Source organism: Achromobacter sp. ACM04 (assembly GCF_014851465.1).
Lineage (GTDB): Bacteria > Pseudomonadota > Gammaproteobacteria > Burkholderiales > Burkholderiaceae_B > Achromobacter > Achromobacter aegrifaciens.
Genome location: NZ_JACUZS010000002.1, coordinates 743,029 through 759,613, shown reverse-complemented (window position 1 = coordinate 759,613; position 16,585 = coordinate 743,029). Strand labels below are relative to the sequence as shown.

General features: G+C 66.0%; 13 protein-coding genes. 9 read left to right on the top strand and 4 right to left on the bottom strand.

The annotated features are described in order from the left end of the window. Nucleotides 1-20: 20 nt before the first annotated feature. Nucleotides 21-1,574, bottom strand: coding sequence for a glucose-6-phosphate isomerase (pgi, locus tag IB259_RS14370; RefSeq protein ID WP_192329352.1), 1,554 nt, complete (start codon nt 1,572-1,574; stop codon nt 21-23). A 5-nt stretch (nt 1,575-1,579) separates the two neighbouring features. Beyond that, nucleotides 1,580-2,971, bottom strand: a complete 1,392-nt coding sequence (locus IB259_RS14365) for a phosphomannomutase/phosphoglucomutase (RefSeq protein ID WP_192329350.1) — start codon at nt 2,969-2,971, stop codon at nt 1,580-1,582. Nucleotides 2,972-3,304: 333 nt separating this feature from the next. Between IB259_RS14365 and IB259_RS14360 the strand changes: the two genes are divergently transcribed. The 8 genes from IB259_RS14360 to IB259_RS14325 all read left to right on the top strand — a co-directional run bounded on the left by IB259_RS14360 (nt 3,305) and on the right by IB259_RS14325 (nt 12,761). Beyond that, nucleotides 3,305-3,934 carry a BPTD_3102 family carboxylase-like protein gene (locus IB259_RS14360; protein ID WP_054451966.1) on the top strand — a complete coding sequence of 210 codons (630 nt, stop codon included), beginning with the start codon at nt 3,305-3,307 and terminating at the stop codon, nt 3,932-3,934. A 116-nt stretch (nt 3,935-4,050) separates the two neighbouring features. Next, entirely contained in the window at nt 4,051-5,466 is a 1,416-nt protein-coding gene (locus tag IB259_RS14355) for an FAD-binding oxidoreductase (RefSeq protein WP_192329348.1), read from the top strand. A gap of 29 nt (nt 5,467-5,495) precedes the next feature. After that, entirely contained in the window at nt 5,496-6,212 is a 717-nt protein-coding gene (locus IB259_RS14350; RefSeq protein WP_119450305.1) for a response regulator transcription factor, read from the top strand. Further along, a complete protein-coding gene (locus IB259_RS14345; RefSeq protein WP_175161351.1) occupies nt 6,209-7,579 on the top strand; it encodes a HAMP domain-containing sensor histidine kinase in 1,371 nt (456 codons plus the stop codon). Before IB259_RS14350 ends, IB259_RS14345 begins: the two co-directional genes overlap by 4 nt. Nucleotides 7,580-7,641: 62 nt before the next feature. Beyond that, complete coding sequence (locus IB259_RS14340) at nt 7,642-8,376, top strand: phosphatase PAP2 family protein (protein ID WP_054451962.1); 735 nt, start codon at nt 7,642-7,644, stop codon at nt 8,374-8,376. Between the two features lie 155 nt (nt 8,377-8,531). After that, the gene (locus tag IB259_RS14335) at nt 8,532-9,260 is read left to right on the top strand and encodes a FadR/GntR family transcriptional regulator (RefSeq protein ID WP_054451961.1); all 729 of its coding nucleotides are present in this window, start codon (nt 8,532-8,534) and stop codon (nt 9,258-9,260) included. Nucleotides 9,261-9,404: 144 nt separating this feature from the next. Next, entirely contained in the window at nt 9,405-11,300 is a 1,896-nt protein-coding gene (locus IB259_RS14330) for an LTA synthase family protein (RefSeq protein WP_119450302.1), read from the top strand. Nucleotides 11,301-11,744: 444 nt separating this feature from the next. Next, complete coding sequence (locus tag IB259_RS14325; protein ID WP_175180605.1) at nt 11,745-12,761, top strand: acyltransferase; 1,017 nt, start codon at nt 11,745-11,747, stop codon at nt 12,759-12,761. A 7-nt stretch (nt 12,762-12,768) separates the two neighbouring features. Here IB259_RS14325 and fahA read toward each other — a convergent pair whose 3' ends face one another. Together fahA and hmgA are read right to left on the bottom strand one after the other, a co-directional pair. Then, on the bottom strand, nt 12,769-14,085 hold the full coding sequence (fahA, locus tag IB259_RS14320) for a fumarylacetoacetase (protein WP_192329346.1): 1,317 nt from the start codon (nt 14,083-14,085) through the stop codon (nt 12,769-12,771). Nucleotides 14,086-14,209: 124 nt separating this feature from the next. Further along, on the bottom strand, nt 14,210-15,508 hold the full coding sequence (hmgA, locus tag IB259_RS14315) for a homogentisate 1,2-dioxygenase (protein ID WP_054451958.1): 1,299 nt from the start codon (nt 15,506-15,508) through the stop codon (nt 14,210-14,212). A 165-nt stretch (nt 15,509-15,673) separates the two neighbouring features. On the opposite strand from hmgA, the gene IB259_RS14310 reads away from it, so the two are divergent. Then, complete coding sequence (locus IB259_RS14310; protein ID WP_054451957.1) at nt 15,674-16,582, top strand: LysR family transcriptional regulator; 909 nt, start codon at nt 15,674-15,676, stop codon at nt 16,580-16,582. The last annotated feature ends 3 nt before the right edge of the window (nt 16,583-16,585 follow it).

The window sequence follows — 16,585 nt, the reverse complement described above, 5'->3', positions numbered from 1 at the left end:
GGCAAGGCGCCGGTTCGCGCTTAAGGACGGCGCGTGATCGCGTCGATCCAGTAGCGGGTGGAGGGATCCTGCTGGCTGGCTTGCTGCGAATTCAACTCGTGCATGATGCCCTTGGCCAAGGCCTTGCCGAATTCAACGCCCCATTGGTCGAAGGGATTGATGCCCCATACCACGCCCTGGGTGAACACCTTGTGTTCGTACAGCGCCAGCAGCGCGCCCAGCGTATAGGCTTCCAGGCGCGGCAGCACGATGAGCGAGGAGGGCCGTCCGCCCGGATGCACACGGTGCTGCGCCAGCAGCCGGGCGCGGTCGGGATCGCTTTCAATCGCCGAGGTTTCGGCCAGCGCTTCCTCGAAGGTCTTGCCACGCAGCAGCGCGGAACGCTGCGCCAGGCAGTTTGCTATCAGCAGCTCGTGGTGGCGCGCGTAGGCGTGGTCGGGTTTTTCGCACAGGATGAAGTCGACGGGAGCGCCCCGGGTGTCCTGGTGCAGCCACTGGAAGAAGGTGTGCTGGCAATCGGTGCCCGACATGCCCCAGACGGCCGGACCGGTGGGCACGCCGGCCGGGCTGCCATCGGCGGTGGCGACCTTGCCCAGCGACTCCATTTCCAGCTGCTGGGCCCAGGGCACAATGTGATACAGCCGTGAATCGTAGGGCGTGATTGTCAGGGAGTCATAGCCCAGCACGCTGCGATTTACGACACCGGCCAGGGCCAGTTGGACGGGTGCGTTTTCCTCGATGGGCGCGGTACGGAAATGCTCGTCCATGGCGGCGGCGCCCGCTAGTAGTTGGTCAAAGCAGTCGTTACCCAGCGCCAGCGCGACTGGCAGGCTGATCGCGGACCATAGCGAATAGCGTCCGCCCACCCAATCCCAGATCTGGAAGATGTGATCGGGCAGGATGCCCAGGTTCAATGCCGCCTCGACATTGGCGGTGACCGCCACGACCTGCTTGATCGGGTCCGACACGCCGGCATCGCGCAGCCAGTTCATGGCGACCTCGGCATTGGCCAGCGGTTCAGTGGTGGTGAACGACTTGGAGGCGACGATGACCAGGGTGTCGTGCGGGTCCAGCCGGCTCATCGCGTCCGCGACCGAATGCGAGTCCACGTTGGACGCGAAACGCACTTCACGCCGCGCGCCGCCGTGGCGCAGGGCGCGCGTGACCAGGCGCGGGCCCCAGTCGCTGCCACCTATGCCCAGATGCAACACGCAGCCATAGCGTCCGGCCGCATCGGCCTGACGCACGAATTCGCGCATCCGCTCACGCTCGGTCAGGACGGCCTTGGCCACCCTGGCGGGTGGTTGGGCCGCGCGCAGGGCGGTGTGCCAGGCGGGGCGCTCCTCTGTCCAGTTGGCGTTGCCGCCGTCGAACAGGCAAGCCCGGGCCGCCTCGAAGCCTTGTTGTGTCAGCAGCGCGGCCTCTGCATTTTCCAGCTCCGGCGAATACGCCTGCGCGCTCAAGTCCAGGCGTAGCCCGGGAGCATTGATGATGCGCAATTGGGCGCCGGTCTTGGGCGCGGCGCGCGTGGCCGTGATGAACGCTTGCCAGGCGGGGCTGTTCGACAGAGACATGGAATTCAGAAAGGCAGTTTGGCTTGCGGGGCGAGCTTGCTCAGCTCACGTCGAAAGTCGGCTTGGATGCGCTCCAGCGCCGCAGTCGTTTGCGCTTCGAACCGCAGCACGACGACCGGGGTGGTATTCGAGGGGCGGGCCAAGCCGAACCCGTCGGGATACTCCGCACGTACGCCATCAATGGTGATCACGCGGTTCGCATCTGGGAATTGGCCTTGGTCTTGCAAGGCCTGGACCAGGGTGAAGGGCTGGCCTTCTTCCATCTCCAGCTTCAACTCAGGAGTGGAAACGTCTTGTGGCAGGGCTTCCAGCACGGCGCAGGGATCGGCGTCGCGCGACACGATCTCGAGGAGGCGCGCGCCAGTATAGAGCCCGTCATCGAAGCCGTACCAGCGCTCCTTGAAGAAGATGTGGCCGCTCATCTCGCCGGCCAGCGGGGCGCCGGTCTCGGCCAGCTTCGCCTTCACCAGCGAATGGCCGGTCTTCCACATCAGCGGCACGCCGCCGGCGGTTTCGACCGACAGGCCCACGTGGCGGCTGCACTTCACGTCATAGATGATGGTGGCGCCCGGATTGCGGTCCAGCACGTCGCGGGCGAACAGCACCAGTTGGCGGTCCGGCCAGACAATCTGGCCCGATTTCGTCACCACGCCCAGGCGGTCGCCGTCGCCGTCAAAAGCCAGGCCCAGTTCGCAGTCGGTCTCGGCCACGCACTTGATCAGGTCCTGCAGGTTCTTGGGTTCGGCGGGATCGGGATGGTGGTTGGGGAAGGTGCCGTCCACTTCGCAGAACAGCTCGGTGACCTCGCAGCCCAGGGCGCGGAACAGCGCCGGGGCGACCGCGCCGGCCACGCCGTTGCCGCAGTCGATGGCGATTTTCATGGGCCGCGCCAGCTTGATGCCGGACGCGACGCGCGCGATGTAGGACGCCACCAGGTCCAGCTGGCGGCGCACGCCGGGCCGGGCCGCCGGGGCGCTGGCTGGGCCGTTCATGCTGGCAGCCAGCGCCTGAACGTCCTCGCCGTAGAGCGCGCGGCCACCCATCATCATCTTGAAGCCGTTGTACTTGGGCGGGTTGTGGCTGCCGGTGATGGCGACGCCCGATCCCGTTTGCATGACGTTGGCGGCGAAATAGACCAGCGGGGTGGGCACCATGCCGATGTCCAGGGTATCCACGCCGCCTTCCAGCATGCCTTCCTGCAACGCTATTGACAGCATTTCGCTGCTCAGGCGGCCATCACGGCCGACGACCAGGGTCTGTACGCCCTGGTCGCGCGCACGGGCGGCCAGTGCTACGCCCAAGGCCCGGGCAAAGCGTGCGTCGATCAGATCGGGCACGGTGCCGCGGATGTCATAGGCTTTGAACACCGAGCCCGGAAATTGCGTGTTGTCGCCCACAGCGATTCCTTGATGAGAGTTGCAGCGCGCATTCTGCCGGGGTCTGCTGGTAAACCCTCGTATCTAAAAGGCGGCTGGCAGGAGATTAAACCGGAATTATCCCCCATTGGCGCTCCCCCTTCATCCGGCAGACGGAGTAGGGCTTTTTTCCCCGTTGCGCCGTGGCAGTACGCCTGCCCTGATCTGGTGCGTACTCGGGCGCTGGCGCCTTGTTCCGGTGCGGCGGTCGGCCGCATTCCAGGTGCTCGCCCTGGTGGCTGGGCATGGCACAAAACTTGCTCGTCCTCCGAAGGTGATACGCTTGCTATGCAAGCAGAAAGACCGGGAGGGGCCATGGGCGCCAAAGTTTCTACTGTCATGTCATCCAGGGGCGCCTCAAACCGGCGGGGCCCGCCCACGGATCACGCCGGACCGGCCGCAGGCCGCGAGCGCCGGCTCGACATTCACGTGTTCGTTTCCGAGGCGGGCGGCCTGGCCACGGGCCGCGCCTGGGAACGCTGCGTATGGCGCGACGCCCGCGTGCTGATCGCCGAGTGTCCGGCGCCTCATCTGCCGGTTTCCGTGGAAAGCGCGTTGCGCGCCGTCGCCGCCGACGTGGCGCGGGATCGCGGCTGGCAGGGCATGGGCACTGTCGCTTTCGCGCTGGACGATCGCAGCGGCGTGTTCCGCGTGATTGACGCCCAGGCGCAGGCACATGCGGGCACGGCCGTGCATGACTGCGAACCGGTCGCTGCCCATGCGCTGGAACTGCGCATCGATGGTTGCGTGGACCGCCGCCTGCCGTGCACGCGGCTGCTGGTGTGCGGCGCGACCCGGGGCGAGGTGCTGCGCCGCGCCTACCGCGCGCTGTCGGAAATGCCCGGCCCCGCGGGCGTGGACCGGGCCTTCCTGATGAACCGCATCGCCTCGCGGGCCTATTGTTCGGGCCTGACCGGTACGCGGCTGGATCAGGCCGTCGGCTGAAAGGCTCTGCCGGCGGGTGCGGCATGCCCGCCGTGCTGTGACCCGGGCGCTCACCCCCTACAATAGACCGCACACTCCCAGCCTGGGCTCGCCCCAGGCGCTACTTGTGCCGCGCTATGACCTTGCTGAGCGATCTACAGTCCCTTCTGGGCGCATCCCACGTGCTGACGGGCACGGACGCCGACACGTATGTGCTGGATTGGCGCCGCCGTTATCGAGGCGCCGCGCTGGCGGTCATCCGTCCCGGCTCGACCGGGGAAGTGGCGGCGGCCGTCAAACTGTGCGCTACCCATGGGGTGCCGTTGGTGCCGCAGGGCGGCAACACGGGCCTGTGCGGAGGCGCCACGCCTGACCTGTCCGGCAGCGCGGTGATCCTGTCCACTACCCGCCTGACAGCGGTGCGCGCACTGGATACCGACAACGACACGATCACCGTGGAAGCGGGCTGCGTGCTGCAGGCCGTACAGGAGGCCGCAGCCGCGGCGGGCCGGCTGTTTCCGCTGAGCCTGGCCGCCGAAGGCAGCTGCACCATAGGCGGCAACCTGGCGACCAACGCCGGCGGCACCCAGGTGCTGCGCTACGGCAACACGCGTGAACTGACTCTTGGCCTGGAGGTCGTGACCGCCGAAGGCGAGATCTGGCACGGCCTGCGCGGCCTGCGCAAGGACAACACCGGCTACGATTTGCGCGACCTGTACATCGGCAGCGAAGGCACGCTGGGCATCATCACCGCCGCCACGCTGAAACTGTTTCCCAGGCCCGTGGCTTCATGCACGGCATTGCTGACCCTGGACGGCATCGATCAGGCCGTCGAGCTGCTGTCGCGCGCCCGGGCGGGCTTTGGCGCGGCGCTGACCGGCTTTGAACTGATGAGCGGTGCCTGCCTGCAGTCGGTCGTTCGACTATTCCCGCAGCAGCGCCTGCCCTTCGAGGGAGATTCCGCCGCATCGCCATGGTTCGCCCTGCTTGAGCTGTCCGACAGCGAAAGCGAGGCGCACGCGCGCGAACGCTTCGAGACCGTATTAGGCGAGGCCATCGAAAGCGGGCTCGTGAACGATGCAGCCATTGCCGCGAATGTGGCGCAAAGCAAGGCGCTGTGGCACTTGCGTGAAAGTATTCCGCTGGCCGAAGCAGAGCTGGGCAAGTCGGTCAAGCATGACGTGTCGATCCCGATCTCGGCCATCGCCGGCTTCGTGCACAAGACCAACGCCTTGCTGCAGGCGCGATTTCCTGGCGTGCGCCATGTGATCTTCGGGCACCTGGGCGACGGCAATCTGCACTACAACGTGGCCCATGCGCCGGGGCAGACCGAGACCGAACTGCTGGCGCTGCAAGGCGACATCTACGGCGTGGTGCACGACAGCGTGCACGCGCACCATGGTTCGATCAGCGCGGAACATGGCGTCGGGCAGCTCAAGATCGACGAACTGCCGCGCTACAAGAGCGCCATCGAACTGGATCTGATGCGCAGAATAAAGCGAGCGTTGGACCCGCAAGGTCTGATGAATCCGGGCAAGGTACTGCGGGCCTGAGGTGGCGCGCACGAAAGGGAATCGCAACCATGGCAACCAGTCCCGCGGCGGGCGCGAATTACAGGGTGTTGATCGTCGAGGATGATCCGGTCATCTCGGGCAATCTGTACACCTTCCTGGAAGCGCGCGGCTTTCTGCCCGATGCCGCCTATTCGGGGCCGGCCGCGCTGGAGCGGCTGAAGGAGCAGCGCTTCGACGCCCTGATCCTGGATATCGGCCTGCCGGGCATGGACGGAAACGCAGTGCTGCACACGCTGCGAAACGACATGCGCGCGGATGTTCCGGTGCTGATGCTGACGGCGCGCGACAGCCTGGAAGACAAGCTGGCCGGGTTCTCGCATGGCGCGGACGACTACCTGACCAAGCCTTTCGCGCTGCTGGAAGTGGAAGCGCGCCTGGTGGCGCTTATCCAGCGCGCCAAGGGCGCGACAGTGGACTCGGTGCGGGCCTTTGGCCCCCTGTCCTACGATACCCGCAACCGTGCGGTGTCGGTCAACGGCAGCCCCGTGCACCTCACACGCAAGGCCAGCCTCATCATCGAGGCGCTGCTGCGCGATCCCGGCAGGGTGGTGTCGCGCGAGGAGCTGGAGTCCACGCTGTGGGGCAACGAGCCGCCTTCGTCCGATGCTTTGCGCAGCCAGGTCCACTTGTTGCGGCGTGCGCTGGCCGATGCCGGTTTCGACGGTATCGAAACCATCCACGGCACCGGCTGGCGCCTGACGCTGGAAGCCGGGGCGACAAGATGAGCGGCATTTCGTCGGCGTCCGCGGGGGGTACGCTGACCCAGCGCGTGGTCTGGGCGTTGACCGGAACCGTGGCGTTGTTCGTGACGGCGCTGGCTCTGCTGGCCTACCTGACCTTCGATCAGATGGAAGACGATCTGGTCAACGACATCCTCAACACCGAAATGGACCGGCTGGTGCAGCACGCCCGGGTCAGCGACGGTTTCCTGCCGCGCGAAGGTGTACGCGAACTGGGCGGTTCGATGCGCGCCTGGGTCAGCTTGGACGGCAATCGGCCCGCCGACATGCCGCCGGAAATCGAGTCTCTGGATAGCGGCCTGCATCTGGTGGAGCCGGGCGCCTACACCTGGCATGTGATGGTGGCCGAAACAGGACGGGCCAAGGTGTACCTGCTGTACGACGCCACCGAGAACGAAGGGCGGGTGCATGACTTCGGCCTGATCGTGCTGGGCGTGGGCGCCATTTGCGTGGTGGGCGCCTATGCGTTGTCACGGCGCGTGGCGGCCATCGCGGTCGGTCCGTTGCTGGACCTGACCGACCGGCTGGCCACCTGGGCGCCGGGGTCGCCCGATATGGCAGTGACGCGCGACGACGAGGCGGGCCGGCTGATAGAGGCCTTCAACCGGGTGCAGAACCAGGTGGACAGGTCGATTGCGCGCGAGCGCGAATTCGCGGGCAATCTCAGCCACGAGGTGCGCACGCCCTTGGCCGCGATCCGCTCGGACAGCGAGTTGATGCTGCTGACCCAGGTATTGACTCCGGACCAACGCCAGCGGCTGACTCGCGTGGTGGACAACGTGGACGATGTGATCGTGTCGCTGGAGAGCGCACGCTCCATGGCGCGGGACGAACTGCGCCCGGCGGAGTCCGTCGATCTCGGCGAATGCATGGACAACGCCTGGCGCGGGTACGAAACCCAGGCGGGGTTGACCGGGCTCGGTTTCGAAAACCGGATCGCCGCCGGTCAGGTTCGCATGCTGGATCGCTATGCCTTGTTGACCGTGTTGCGCAACCTGATCCGCAACGCGGTGGAACACGCCGCGCCCGCGACGCTGACCGCCAGCATGGCGGCCGACGGCGCGCTGGAGCTGCGCGACGATGGCAAAGGCATTGCCGCCGACGATCTGCCCTTCCTGTTCCGCCGCTATTACAGCGGCCGCATGCGGGATTCGGGCGCGGGCGGCCCCGACGAGACGGCGCGCGGTCTGGGACTGGCGATCGCCAAGCGCGTCTGCGATATGCAGGGCTGGTCGCTGACGGTCGATTCTTCGCGCCAGGGCGAGCAGCGCGGCACCTGCTTCACGCTGCGTTTTGAGGCCGCTGAGGGGCATGCGATGGCGGCGGCCGGCGGGGCGCAAGGTCAAATTTGACGAAAGTTTGACTGTCGGCGGCCTAAGCTGCCCGTTTGCCTGACGGACATTCTGTCGCCACCATGCCGCCTTTATCGCCGCCCGCGTTGCGCAAGCCGACGCCGGCATCGTATCTGTCGATCCATGTTTTTGCGATCACGCTTGCGCTGGCCTGCCTGGCTTGGTGGGCCAATGTCTCAGGATTGGATATGCGCATCGCCCGAGCGCTGTTCGATCCGGCGCTGGACGATTTTCCGCTGCGTCTGAACCGTTGGCTGGATCTGATCGGGCATCGCATGGTGTTGGCCCTGCCTATCGGGATAGGACTGGCCGCGGTGGGCGTGGCGGCGGCAAGCTATCGCATTCCGGCCTGGCGGCCGTGGCGCGGGCCGGCGCTGGCGCTGGCGGCAACTTGCCTGACCGGGCAGGTGCTGGTGAACCAACTGAAGCACTACACGACGCTGCCCCGTCCCTATGATCTGGACTCCCTGGGCGGCTACACCCCTTATCCGTCGTACTGGTGGACCTGGGTGCGGGCAGGAGGGGGCGGCGCTTTGCCCAGCGGTCATGCGGGCGCGGGCTATTCGATGTTGACCCTGTATTTCCTGGGCTGGGCGCTGGGGCGTCCGGCATGGCGCTGGTGGGGGCTGGCAGCGGGTATCGCGGGAGGAGTTGGTTTTTCCACGGTGCGTATCTTGCAGGGCGCCCATTTTCTCAGTCAGACGCTCTGGTCCGCTACCTTGATGTGGTTCCTGGCGGCCCTGTTTTTCTATCCCCTCATCGTTGCGCGTCCGGCCGTCTCGGGCTTGAACCATTAGCCGTGGGACTCCCGGGACGGTTGCTCCGGGCGAAACGGCGGCATGCTGCGCGTCGCCAGCGCTATTCTGGAGCGCGGACTCGATACCAGCCCAAAGTACAATGAGCGGCGACGCTCGGTCCCCGGCCGCGCTCAACTGTTTTCGGATCCTAGCCAATGAATGTTCCCGCCGATACTCCCGTCACGCCGCGGCGTCGTCCCCGGAACCTGGCTCAGGGGCTGGTCGAGAGCATCACGGAACGCATCCGTGGCGGGGACATCCGGCCCGGTGAAAAATTGCCGACGGAATCCGAGATCATGCGCCAGTTCGGCGTCAGCCGTACGGTGGTGCGCGAAGCCCTGTCGCGACTGCAGGCTTCGGGCCTGGTAGAGACGCATCACGGCGTGGGGACATATGCGCTGGAGCCCAGCGGCGGCGGGGATTTCCGCGTGGATCCTGCCGACATCGCCACGGTGCGCGATGTGCTGGTGCTGTTGGAGCTGCGCATCTGCCTGGAAAGCGAGGCTGCCGGCCTGGCTGCGGCCAGGCGCAGCCCGGAGCAGTTGCATGAGATGCGGCGCGCGCTGGAGGCCTTCAAGAGCGCGCTGGAAAACGACGGGGACACCGTCACGCCGGACTTCCAGTTCCATCTGCTGGTCGCGCAAGCCACGGACAACCGCTATTTCGCGGATCTGATGTCGCATCTGGGTTCGGCCATCATTCCACGCACGCGGATCAATTCGGCGAAGTTCGCACACGAGGACCGCGCCGCCTACCTGGCGCGTGTGAACCTCGAGCACGAAGACATCTACAGTGCGATCCAGCGCCAGGACGCGGAGGCCGCGCGCGCAGCCATGCGCACGCATCTGAGCAACAGCCGCGAGCGGCTGCGGCGCGCCCAGTAAGAGCGGCCGCGGGATCGTCCCAAACCGCGTTAACCTTTGCGCGTTTTCCAATTTCGAACCACGAGGCGGCATGGCTCTGCTCGGCATATACAGCGGCATTCTTTCATCTGGGCAGGCGTTGCGGCGCCAGGGGGAGGTGCTCGCATGCGCCGTCTGACTCTGCGGTTCATCATTGCGGTCCTGGCGCTGCTGACGCTGTCGCGGCTGGGGCTGGCCTTCTGGATGTGGGACCGGGTGGAGGCGGCAGGGGGGCTGGGGCCGCTGCTGCTGGGCGGCCTGCGCATCGACGTCTGCCTGATGTCCATGGTGATTGCGCTGCCGGCGGTGTTTTCGCCCTGGTTCGGGCATCGGCCGCTGGCCGCCCGCATCACCGCCTGGTGGTTCCGCGCCTGGTGGATGCTGTTCGTGCTGCTGGAGGTTTCCACGCCGCAGTTCATCGCGGAATACGATACGCGGCCAAACCGGCTTTATTTCATCTATCTGCTCAATCCGAAGGAAGTCGGTTCGATGCTGTGGCAGGGCTACAAGGGCGTGCTGCTGGCGGCCTTTGTGGTGCTGGTGCTGGCGGCCTGGCTGTCGGTCCGCCTGTTTCCGACCCGCACGCGCGATCCCTTCATGTCGTGGTGGAAACGGCCGGTGGCTTCATTCGTGATCCTGGCGCTGGTGTTCCTGGGCGCGCGCGGCACGCTGGAGCATCGTCCGATCAATCCGGCCAAGGTTGCCTACAGTTCGGACGCCATGGTCAACGCGCTGGCGCTGAATTCGCTGTATAGCGTGTTCGATGCCGCCTACCGCATGCGCGATGAGCGTTCCTCGGCCGCGATGTATCCCAGGATGGCTGTGGACGAAATGAATGCCATTGTGCGTGAGAAGGCGGGACTGACGGGGGCGCCGCTGGATGCGCGCTATCCCAGCCTGCATGAGCAGAAGGCGACGGTGCGCCGGGACAAGCCGCTGAATCTGGTCATCATCCTGCAGGAAAGCCTGGGCGCGCAGTATGTGGGCAGCCTGGGCGGGCGTGACCTGACGCCCAATATCGACCGGCTGGGCAAGGAAGGCTGGATGTTCCACCGTGCCTATGCGACGGGCACGCGTTCGGTGCGGGGCATCGAGGCGGTGACGGCGGGGTTCCTGCCCAGCGTGGCCGACGCGGTGGTGAAGCTGCCGCGTTCGCAGACGGGTTTCTTCACGCTGGCGCAGGTGTTGGGCAAGCATGGCTACCATTCGCGTTTCGTGTACGGGGGCGAGTCGCACTTTGACAATATGCGGGCCTTTTTCCTGGGCAACGGTTTCGATGAAATAGTGGATCGTCCCAAGTTCGTGAATCCGGTGTTCGAGGGGTCGTGGGGAGCGTCGGACGAGGACATGTTCAATCAGGTGGACCGGCTGCTGCGCGCGGATGGCGACAAGCCGGTGTTCACGCTGGCATTCTCGGTGACGAACCATTCGCCGTGGGAGTATCCGGAAGGGCGCATCAAGCCGGTGGGCGATCCGGCGACGGTGGATAACACTGTGCGCTATGCGGACTGGGCGCTGGGGCAGTTCTTCGACAAGGCGCGCAAGGCGCCGTACTGGGACAACACGGTGTTCCTGGTGATTGCAGATCACGATTCGCGTGTTTACGGTTCCATTCCGGTGCCGGTGCGGCATTTCCAGATTCCTGCGCTGATTCTGGGGGCGGGGATTGCGCCTCGGCAGGATGAACGGTTGGTCAGCCAGATCGATATGGCGCCTACCATGCTGTCCTTGATGGGCCTGGACAACGTGAATCCGATGCTGGGCGTGGACCTGACGCAGCGGGATCCTGATCGGGCGATGATGCAGTACGCGGATAATTTCGGGTATTTGCGGGGGGATCAGCTGCTGGTGCTGGAGCCTTCGAAGGCGCCGCGGCAGTTCAGGTATGAGGCTGCGCCTGTGGGGCGGGATGAGGTTTATGCGCCGGTGGAACCTTTGGATCCTCGGCTCTCGGAAGAGGCTTTGGCGCATGCTTTGTGGGCTAGTTGGGCTTATCGGGAAGAGCGGTATCGGTTGCCTTGATGGCGGCGTGGTTTGTGCGGGATGCTGCTGGTTCTTAAGACGCTTGGGGCGTTGGGGGCCTGGGGCGCGCGGGGCAACGATTGCGGTCCGGAGCCTTCGCTCCGGACTTCCCCGTCGTCATCTTCGTCAAGGCCTTCGGCCTTTCCTTCAGATTCCCTCGGGCTTATCGACGCCCCGCACGCCCCAGGCCCCCAACGCCCCAAGCTTCGGTTTTTGAAACTTTACCGTCGCGGGGGTGGGTGGTTTGCTTGGCGTGCTTGCCGCGGGCGACGGGGCGGTGGAAGATTTTGCGGTGCCCGCTCGATCAGGCCGCCCGGGCGGCCTGATCGAGCATACGCGGTGTCTTGCGCTGTGTTGCCGTTGGTGGTGGCGCTGTGCGCTGTGCGCTGATCGTGGCTTGATTCTGCGCAAGTCGAGTTTTTGCTGAAGGTAGGAAACTGGCGCATGACTTTTCCTGAATCGTCTTCCGGGGCTGGCCGCGCTGCGCCTGCCCAATCAAACAAATCCAGTGCTCGCGCGCCTGCGCGCCGTCGCGTGTTGCCATTGCCGCGTGGACGTTTCGCCTGGGTGACGGGCGTTATCAGCACCGTCTGGCTGGCGCTCAACACGGTGTTCTGGTGCCTGCTGCTGTTCCCGCTGGCCTTGTTGAAGCTGCTGCTGCCATTCGCGGCGGTCAGGCGGGGTGTCGATCCCGTGCTCAACGGCATTGCCACGGCCTGGGTGTCCTGCAACGCCGGATGGCTGGCGCGGATCCAGGATGTGCCCTGGGATGTACAGGGCAATGACGGCCTGCGCTATGCGGACTGGTATCTGGTGAACTGCAATCACCAGTCCTGGGTGGATATCTTCGTGTTGCAGCAGTCGCTGAACCGGCGTATTCCGTTGCTGAAGTTCTTCCTGAAGCAGCAGCTGATCTATGTGCCGGTGATCGGGCTGGCGTGGTGGGCGCTGGATTTTCCGTTCATGAAGCGCCACGGCAAGGCGGCGTTGCGCCGCAATCCGGATTTGGGGCGGCAGGACCAGGAGACCGCGCGGCGGGCCTGCGCGAAGTTCTCGCTGGTGCCGACCAGCGTGATGGTATTTGCTGAAGGGACGCGTTTCAGTCCTGCCAAGCGCGATGCGCAAGGATCGCCGTATCGGCATCTGCTCAAGCCCAAGGCGGGCGGACTGGCGGTGGCGTTGAATGCGATGGGCAAGCGATTTCGTTCGATGATAGACGTGACGATCGTCTATCCGGATGGTGCGCCCAGCTTCTGGGATCTGGCCTGCGGTCGTGCGGGGCAGGTGCTGGTGCGCATGCGGCAGTTGCCGGTGCCGCCGGAGTTTTGCGAAGGCAACTACTCCGGCGACAAGGCGTTCCGTACGACCTTTCATCACTGGCTGGGCCAGCAGTGGCAGGCCAAGGACGATGAGATCGAGGCGTTGACGGCGCCCGCCAGGGCGGGCGCCGGCGCGGACTAGGCGCGGATCAGGCGCGGGCGGGCAGCACGGTGCCGGAGCAGGCGCCGAAGCCGATGCGCGGATAGCCTGCCTTCACGCATTCGGCGCGGATGATGACCTGGTCGCCATCCTGCAGGAAGGTGCGCTTTTCGCCCCAGGGCAGGTCGATGGGGTTCTTGCCGCCGTTGCACAGTTCCAGCAGCGAGCCGGCTTCCGAGGGTTGCGGGCCGGACAGGGTGCCGGTGCCCAGCATGTCGCCGGGTTGCAGGTTGCAGCCGTTGACGGTGTGGTGGGTGATCAGCTGCGCCACGTTCCAGTAGGCATCGCGGAAGTTGCTGCGCGACAGGAAGGCCGGCGGCTGCTTGTCGGCGCGCGATTTTTCGGTGGTCAGCAGGACTTCCATCTGCACGTCGAAGGCGCCCTTGGCGCGGTTCGCATCGGATGCCAGGTAGGGCAGGGGCTGCGGTTCGGACGGGCCGCGCATCCACTGCGTGCGGAACGGTTCCAGCGCTTCCATGGTGACGACCCAGGGCGAGATCGTGGAGGCGAAGTTCTTGGCCAGGAAGGGGCCCAGGGGCTGGTATTCCCAGGCCTGGATGTCGCGCGCCGACCAGTCGTTCAGGATGCACAGGCCGAACACGTGCGATTCGGCGTCGGCCAGGGGGATGCGGTCGCCCTGGGCGTTGCCGGTGCCGACGAAGATGCCCAGTTCCAGTTCGTAGTCCAGGCGGGCGCAGGGGCCGAACTGCGGCGCTTCGCCTTCATTGGCGGGACGGGTCTGGCCGACGGGGCGGGGGAACTTCTGGTCCACGCCGATGCTGGAGGCGCGGCCGTGGTAGCCGATGGGCACCCACTTGTAGTTCGGCAACAGGGGATTGTCGGGGCGGAATTGCTTGCCCACGGCGGTGGCGTGGTGCACCGAGATGTAGAAGTCGGTGTAGTCGCCGATGCGGGCGGCCGTGGTGTATTCGGCGTCGGCTTGCGCGACGAGCAGGGGCTCGACCGTGCCGCGCAGGGCAGCGCCTTCGCGCAGTGCGCGCGACAGCGCCAGGCGCAGGGCGCTCCAGTGGGCCTGGCCCAGGGCCATCAGGGCGTTCAGGCTGTCCGTGGCGCACGCGGCCAGGGCTTCCGCTGCCAGGCCCTCGAAGGGCTGTTTGGCGGCCAGCGCGGCCAGGTCCAGGATCTGGTCGCCGATGGCCACGCCGGGGCGGAACGACTCCGTCGAACCCTTGCGGCGGAAGGTGGCATAGGGCAGGTTCTGCACCGGGAAATCCGACTCGCCGGTGTTGGCGCTGGCGATCCAGCTCTTCAGGGACGGGTCGTGGGTTTCGTTGATGGTGGTCATGGCTGCGTGTCTCTTTCAGTGTGGTTATGCGGTGGCCGGGCGTCAGGCGCCGGAAATTACAAATGCCAAACGGCGATGAGCTTGCGCTCATCGCCGCGGGCGTGGATGGCAGAAGGCCTGCGCGTCACGCCTTGCTGGGGTCGAAATGCTTGGCGATGCCCTGCCAGCACCGGTAGTAGTCGCCTTGCAATTCTACCGAGGCCAGCGCCTGCTCCGTGGGGCGGATGACGCGCCGCGTCTCGAACATGAAGGCCATCGTGTCGCGGATGTAGTGGGCCTTGCTGGTATCGGCGTGCGAGGCCTTTTCGAAAGTCTCGGCGTCGGGGCCGTGGCCGCTCATGCAGTTGTGCAGGCTGGCGCCGCCCGGCGCGAAACCGTCGGCCTTGGCGTCGTAGACGCCCTGGATCAGACCCATGAATTCGCTGGCGATGTTGCGGTGGAACCAGGGCGGACGGAAGGTGTTCTCCATGGCCAGGATGCGCGGCGGGAAGATCGCGAAATCCATGTTGGCCGTTCCCGGGGTGTCCGACGGCGCGGTCAGCACCGTGAAGATCGAGGGATCCGGATGGTCGTAGCTGATGGAGCCGACGGTGTTGAAGTTGCGCAGGTCGTACTTGTACGGCGCATGCGTGCCGTGCCAGGCCACCACGTTCAACGGCGAATGGTCGATGGAAGCGCGCCAGAAGCCGCCCGTGAACTTGGCGATGAGTTCGAAGTCGCCTTCGAGGTCTTCGTACCAGGCCACCGGGGTCTTGAAGTCGCGGGCATTGGCCAGGCAGTTCGAGCCGATGGGGCCCAGCTCCGGCAGGCGCATGGCCGCGCCGAAATTTTCCAGCATGTAGCCGCGCGCGTTGCCGTCCAGCAGTTCAACGCGGAAGCGCACACCGCGCGGGATGACGGCGATTTCCAGCGGTTCCAGGTCGATCAGGCCCAGCTCCGTGGCCAGGCGCAGGCGGCCTTCCTGCGGCACCAGCAGCAGTTCGCCGTCGGCGTTGTAGAAGTAGCGCCCTTGCATCGAACGGTTGGCCGCATACAGGTGGATGCCAACGCCGCTGAGTTCGTCGGGGCCGCCGTTGCCGCCCCAGGTCTTCACGCCTTCCAGGAAGTCGGTGGGGGCGGCGGGGATGGGCAACGGGCTCCAGCGCAACTGATTGGGCGTGACGGGACCTTGGCCGAAGGTGCTTTGCCAGCCGGCGGCGCCGTCAAAGGCCTCGAACGGCTTGTGCTGCGCGCCGGGACGGATGCGGTAGAGCCAGGAGCGGCGGTTTTCGCTGCGCGGCGCGGTGAAGGCGGTGCCGGACAACTGCTCGGCGTACAGGCCGTAGGGGCATTGCTGCGGCGAGTTGCGGCCCAGCGGCAGCGCGCCGGGCAGGGCTTCGGTAGCGCAACTGTTGCCGAAGCCGGTCTGGTATTGCAGTTCCATGGATTCCTCCTGAGCGGCGGCGCGGTGCTTGGCCGCGCGGCCTGGTGCGGGTGGCTCGTGCGGAAGGTTTCCGGAGCCCATATGGCATTGTCGGAAAAAATCCCCGCTACGGCTATGGGAATGCAAAAATAGAGACTATAAATTTTGTGAATAGTAGGGGGGCGTATGGCCGAGCTGCGCGATGTCGATCTGAATCTGCTGCTGTTGTTCCAGCATCTGCTGGAGGACCGCAATCTGTCGGCCGTGGCGCGGCGCATGGACCTGTCGCAACCCGCGGTCAGCAACGCGCTGCGCCGCCTGCGCGAAGCATTCGGCGACGATCTGTTCGTGCGCACGGCGCAGGGCATGCTGCCCACGCCGCGCGCGCAGCGCCTGGCGGGCCCAGTCAGCGAGGCGTTGACCATGTTGTCGCAGGCCCTGAAAGACCAGGACGTCTTCGATGCCGCCACCAGCACCCGCCGCTTCCGGGTGGCGATGACGGACGTGGGCGAGATCCACTTCATGCCGCGCCTGATGGAAGTCTGCGTGCAGGTGGCGCCGCAGGTGCGCATCGATTCGGTGCGGGTGCAGGGACCGGATCTGCCGCGGGAAATGGAGGCGGGGCGGGTGGATCTGGCGATCGGCGCATTCGATGAAATGGGGGCGGGTACGCTACAGCGCATGCTGTTCCGCCAGGGCTATGCGACCCTGTTCCGGCAGGCGCATCCGACGGCGCACGCCGGCATGAGCCTCAAGGCCTTCCGGGCCGAGCGCCACCTCATCGTGTCGCGCGCGGCGCCCTACGGGCAGGTCAACCAGTCCATGGAACGCGCCGGCGTCGATCTGGCCGAGCATTTCAGCGTGCCGCATTTTTCGGCCGTGCCCTACATCGTCAGCGCGACCGACCTGCTGGCCACCGTGCCCGAAAAACTTGCCGCCAGCGCCGCGCCGCCATTCGGCCTGCGCTACATGACGCCGCCGATAAGAGTGCCGGCGCTGCAGACCAACATGTACTGGCAGCGCCGGGTGGACCGCGACAGCGGCAACCAATGGCTGCGCGCGTTGATCGTCAATGCGTTCGCGGTCGGGGCGTGAAGG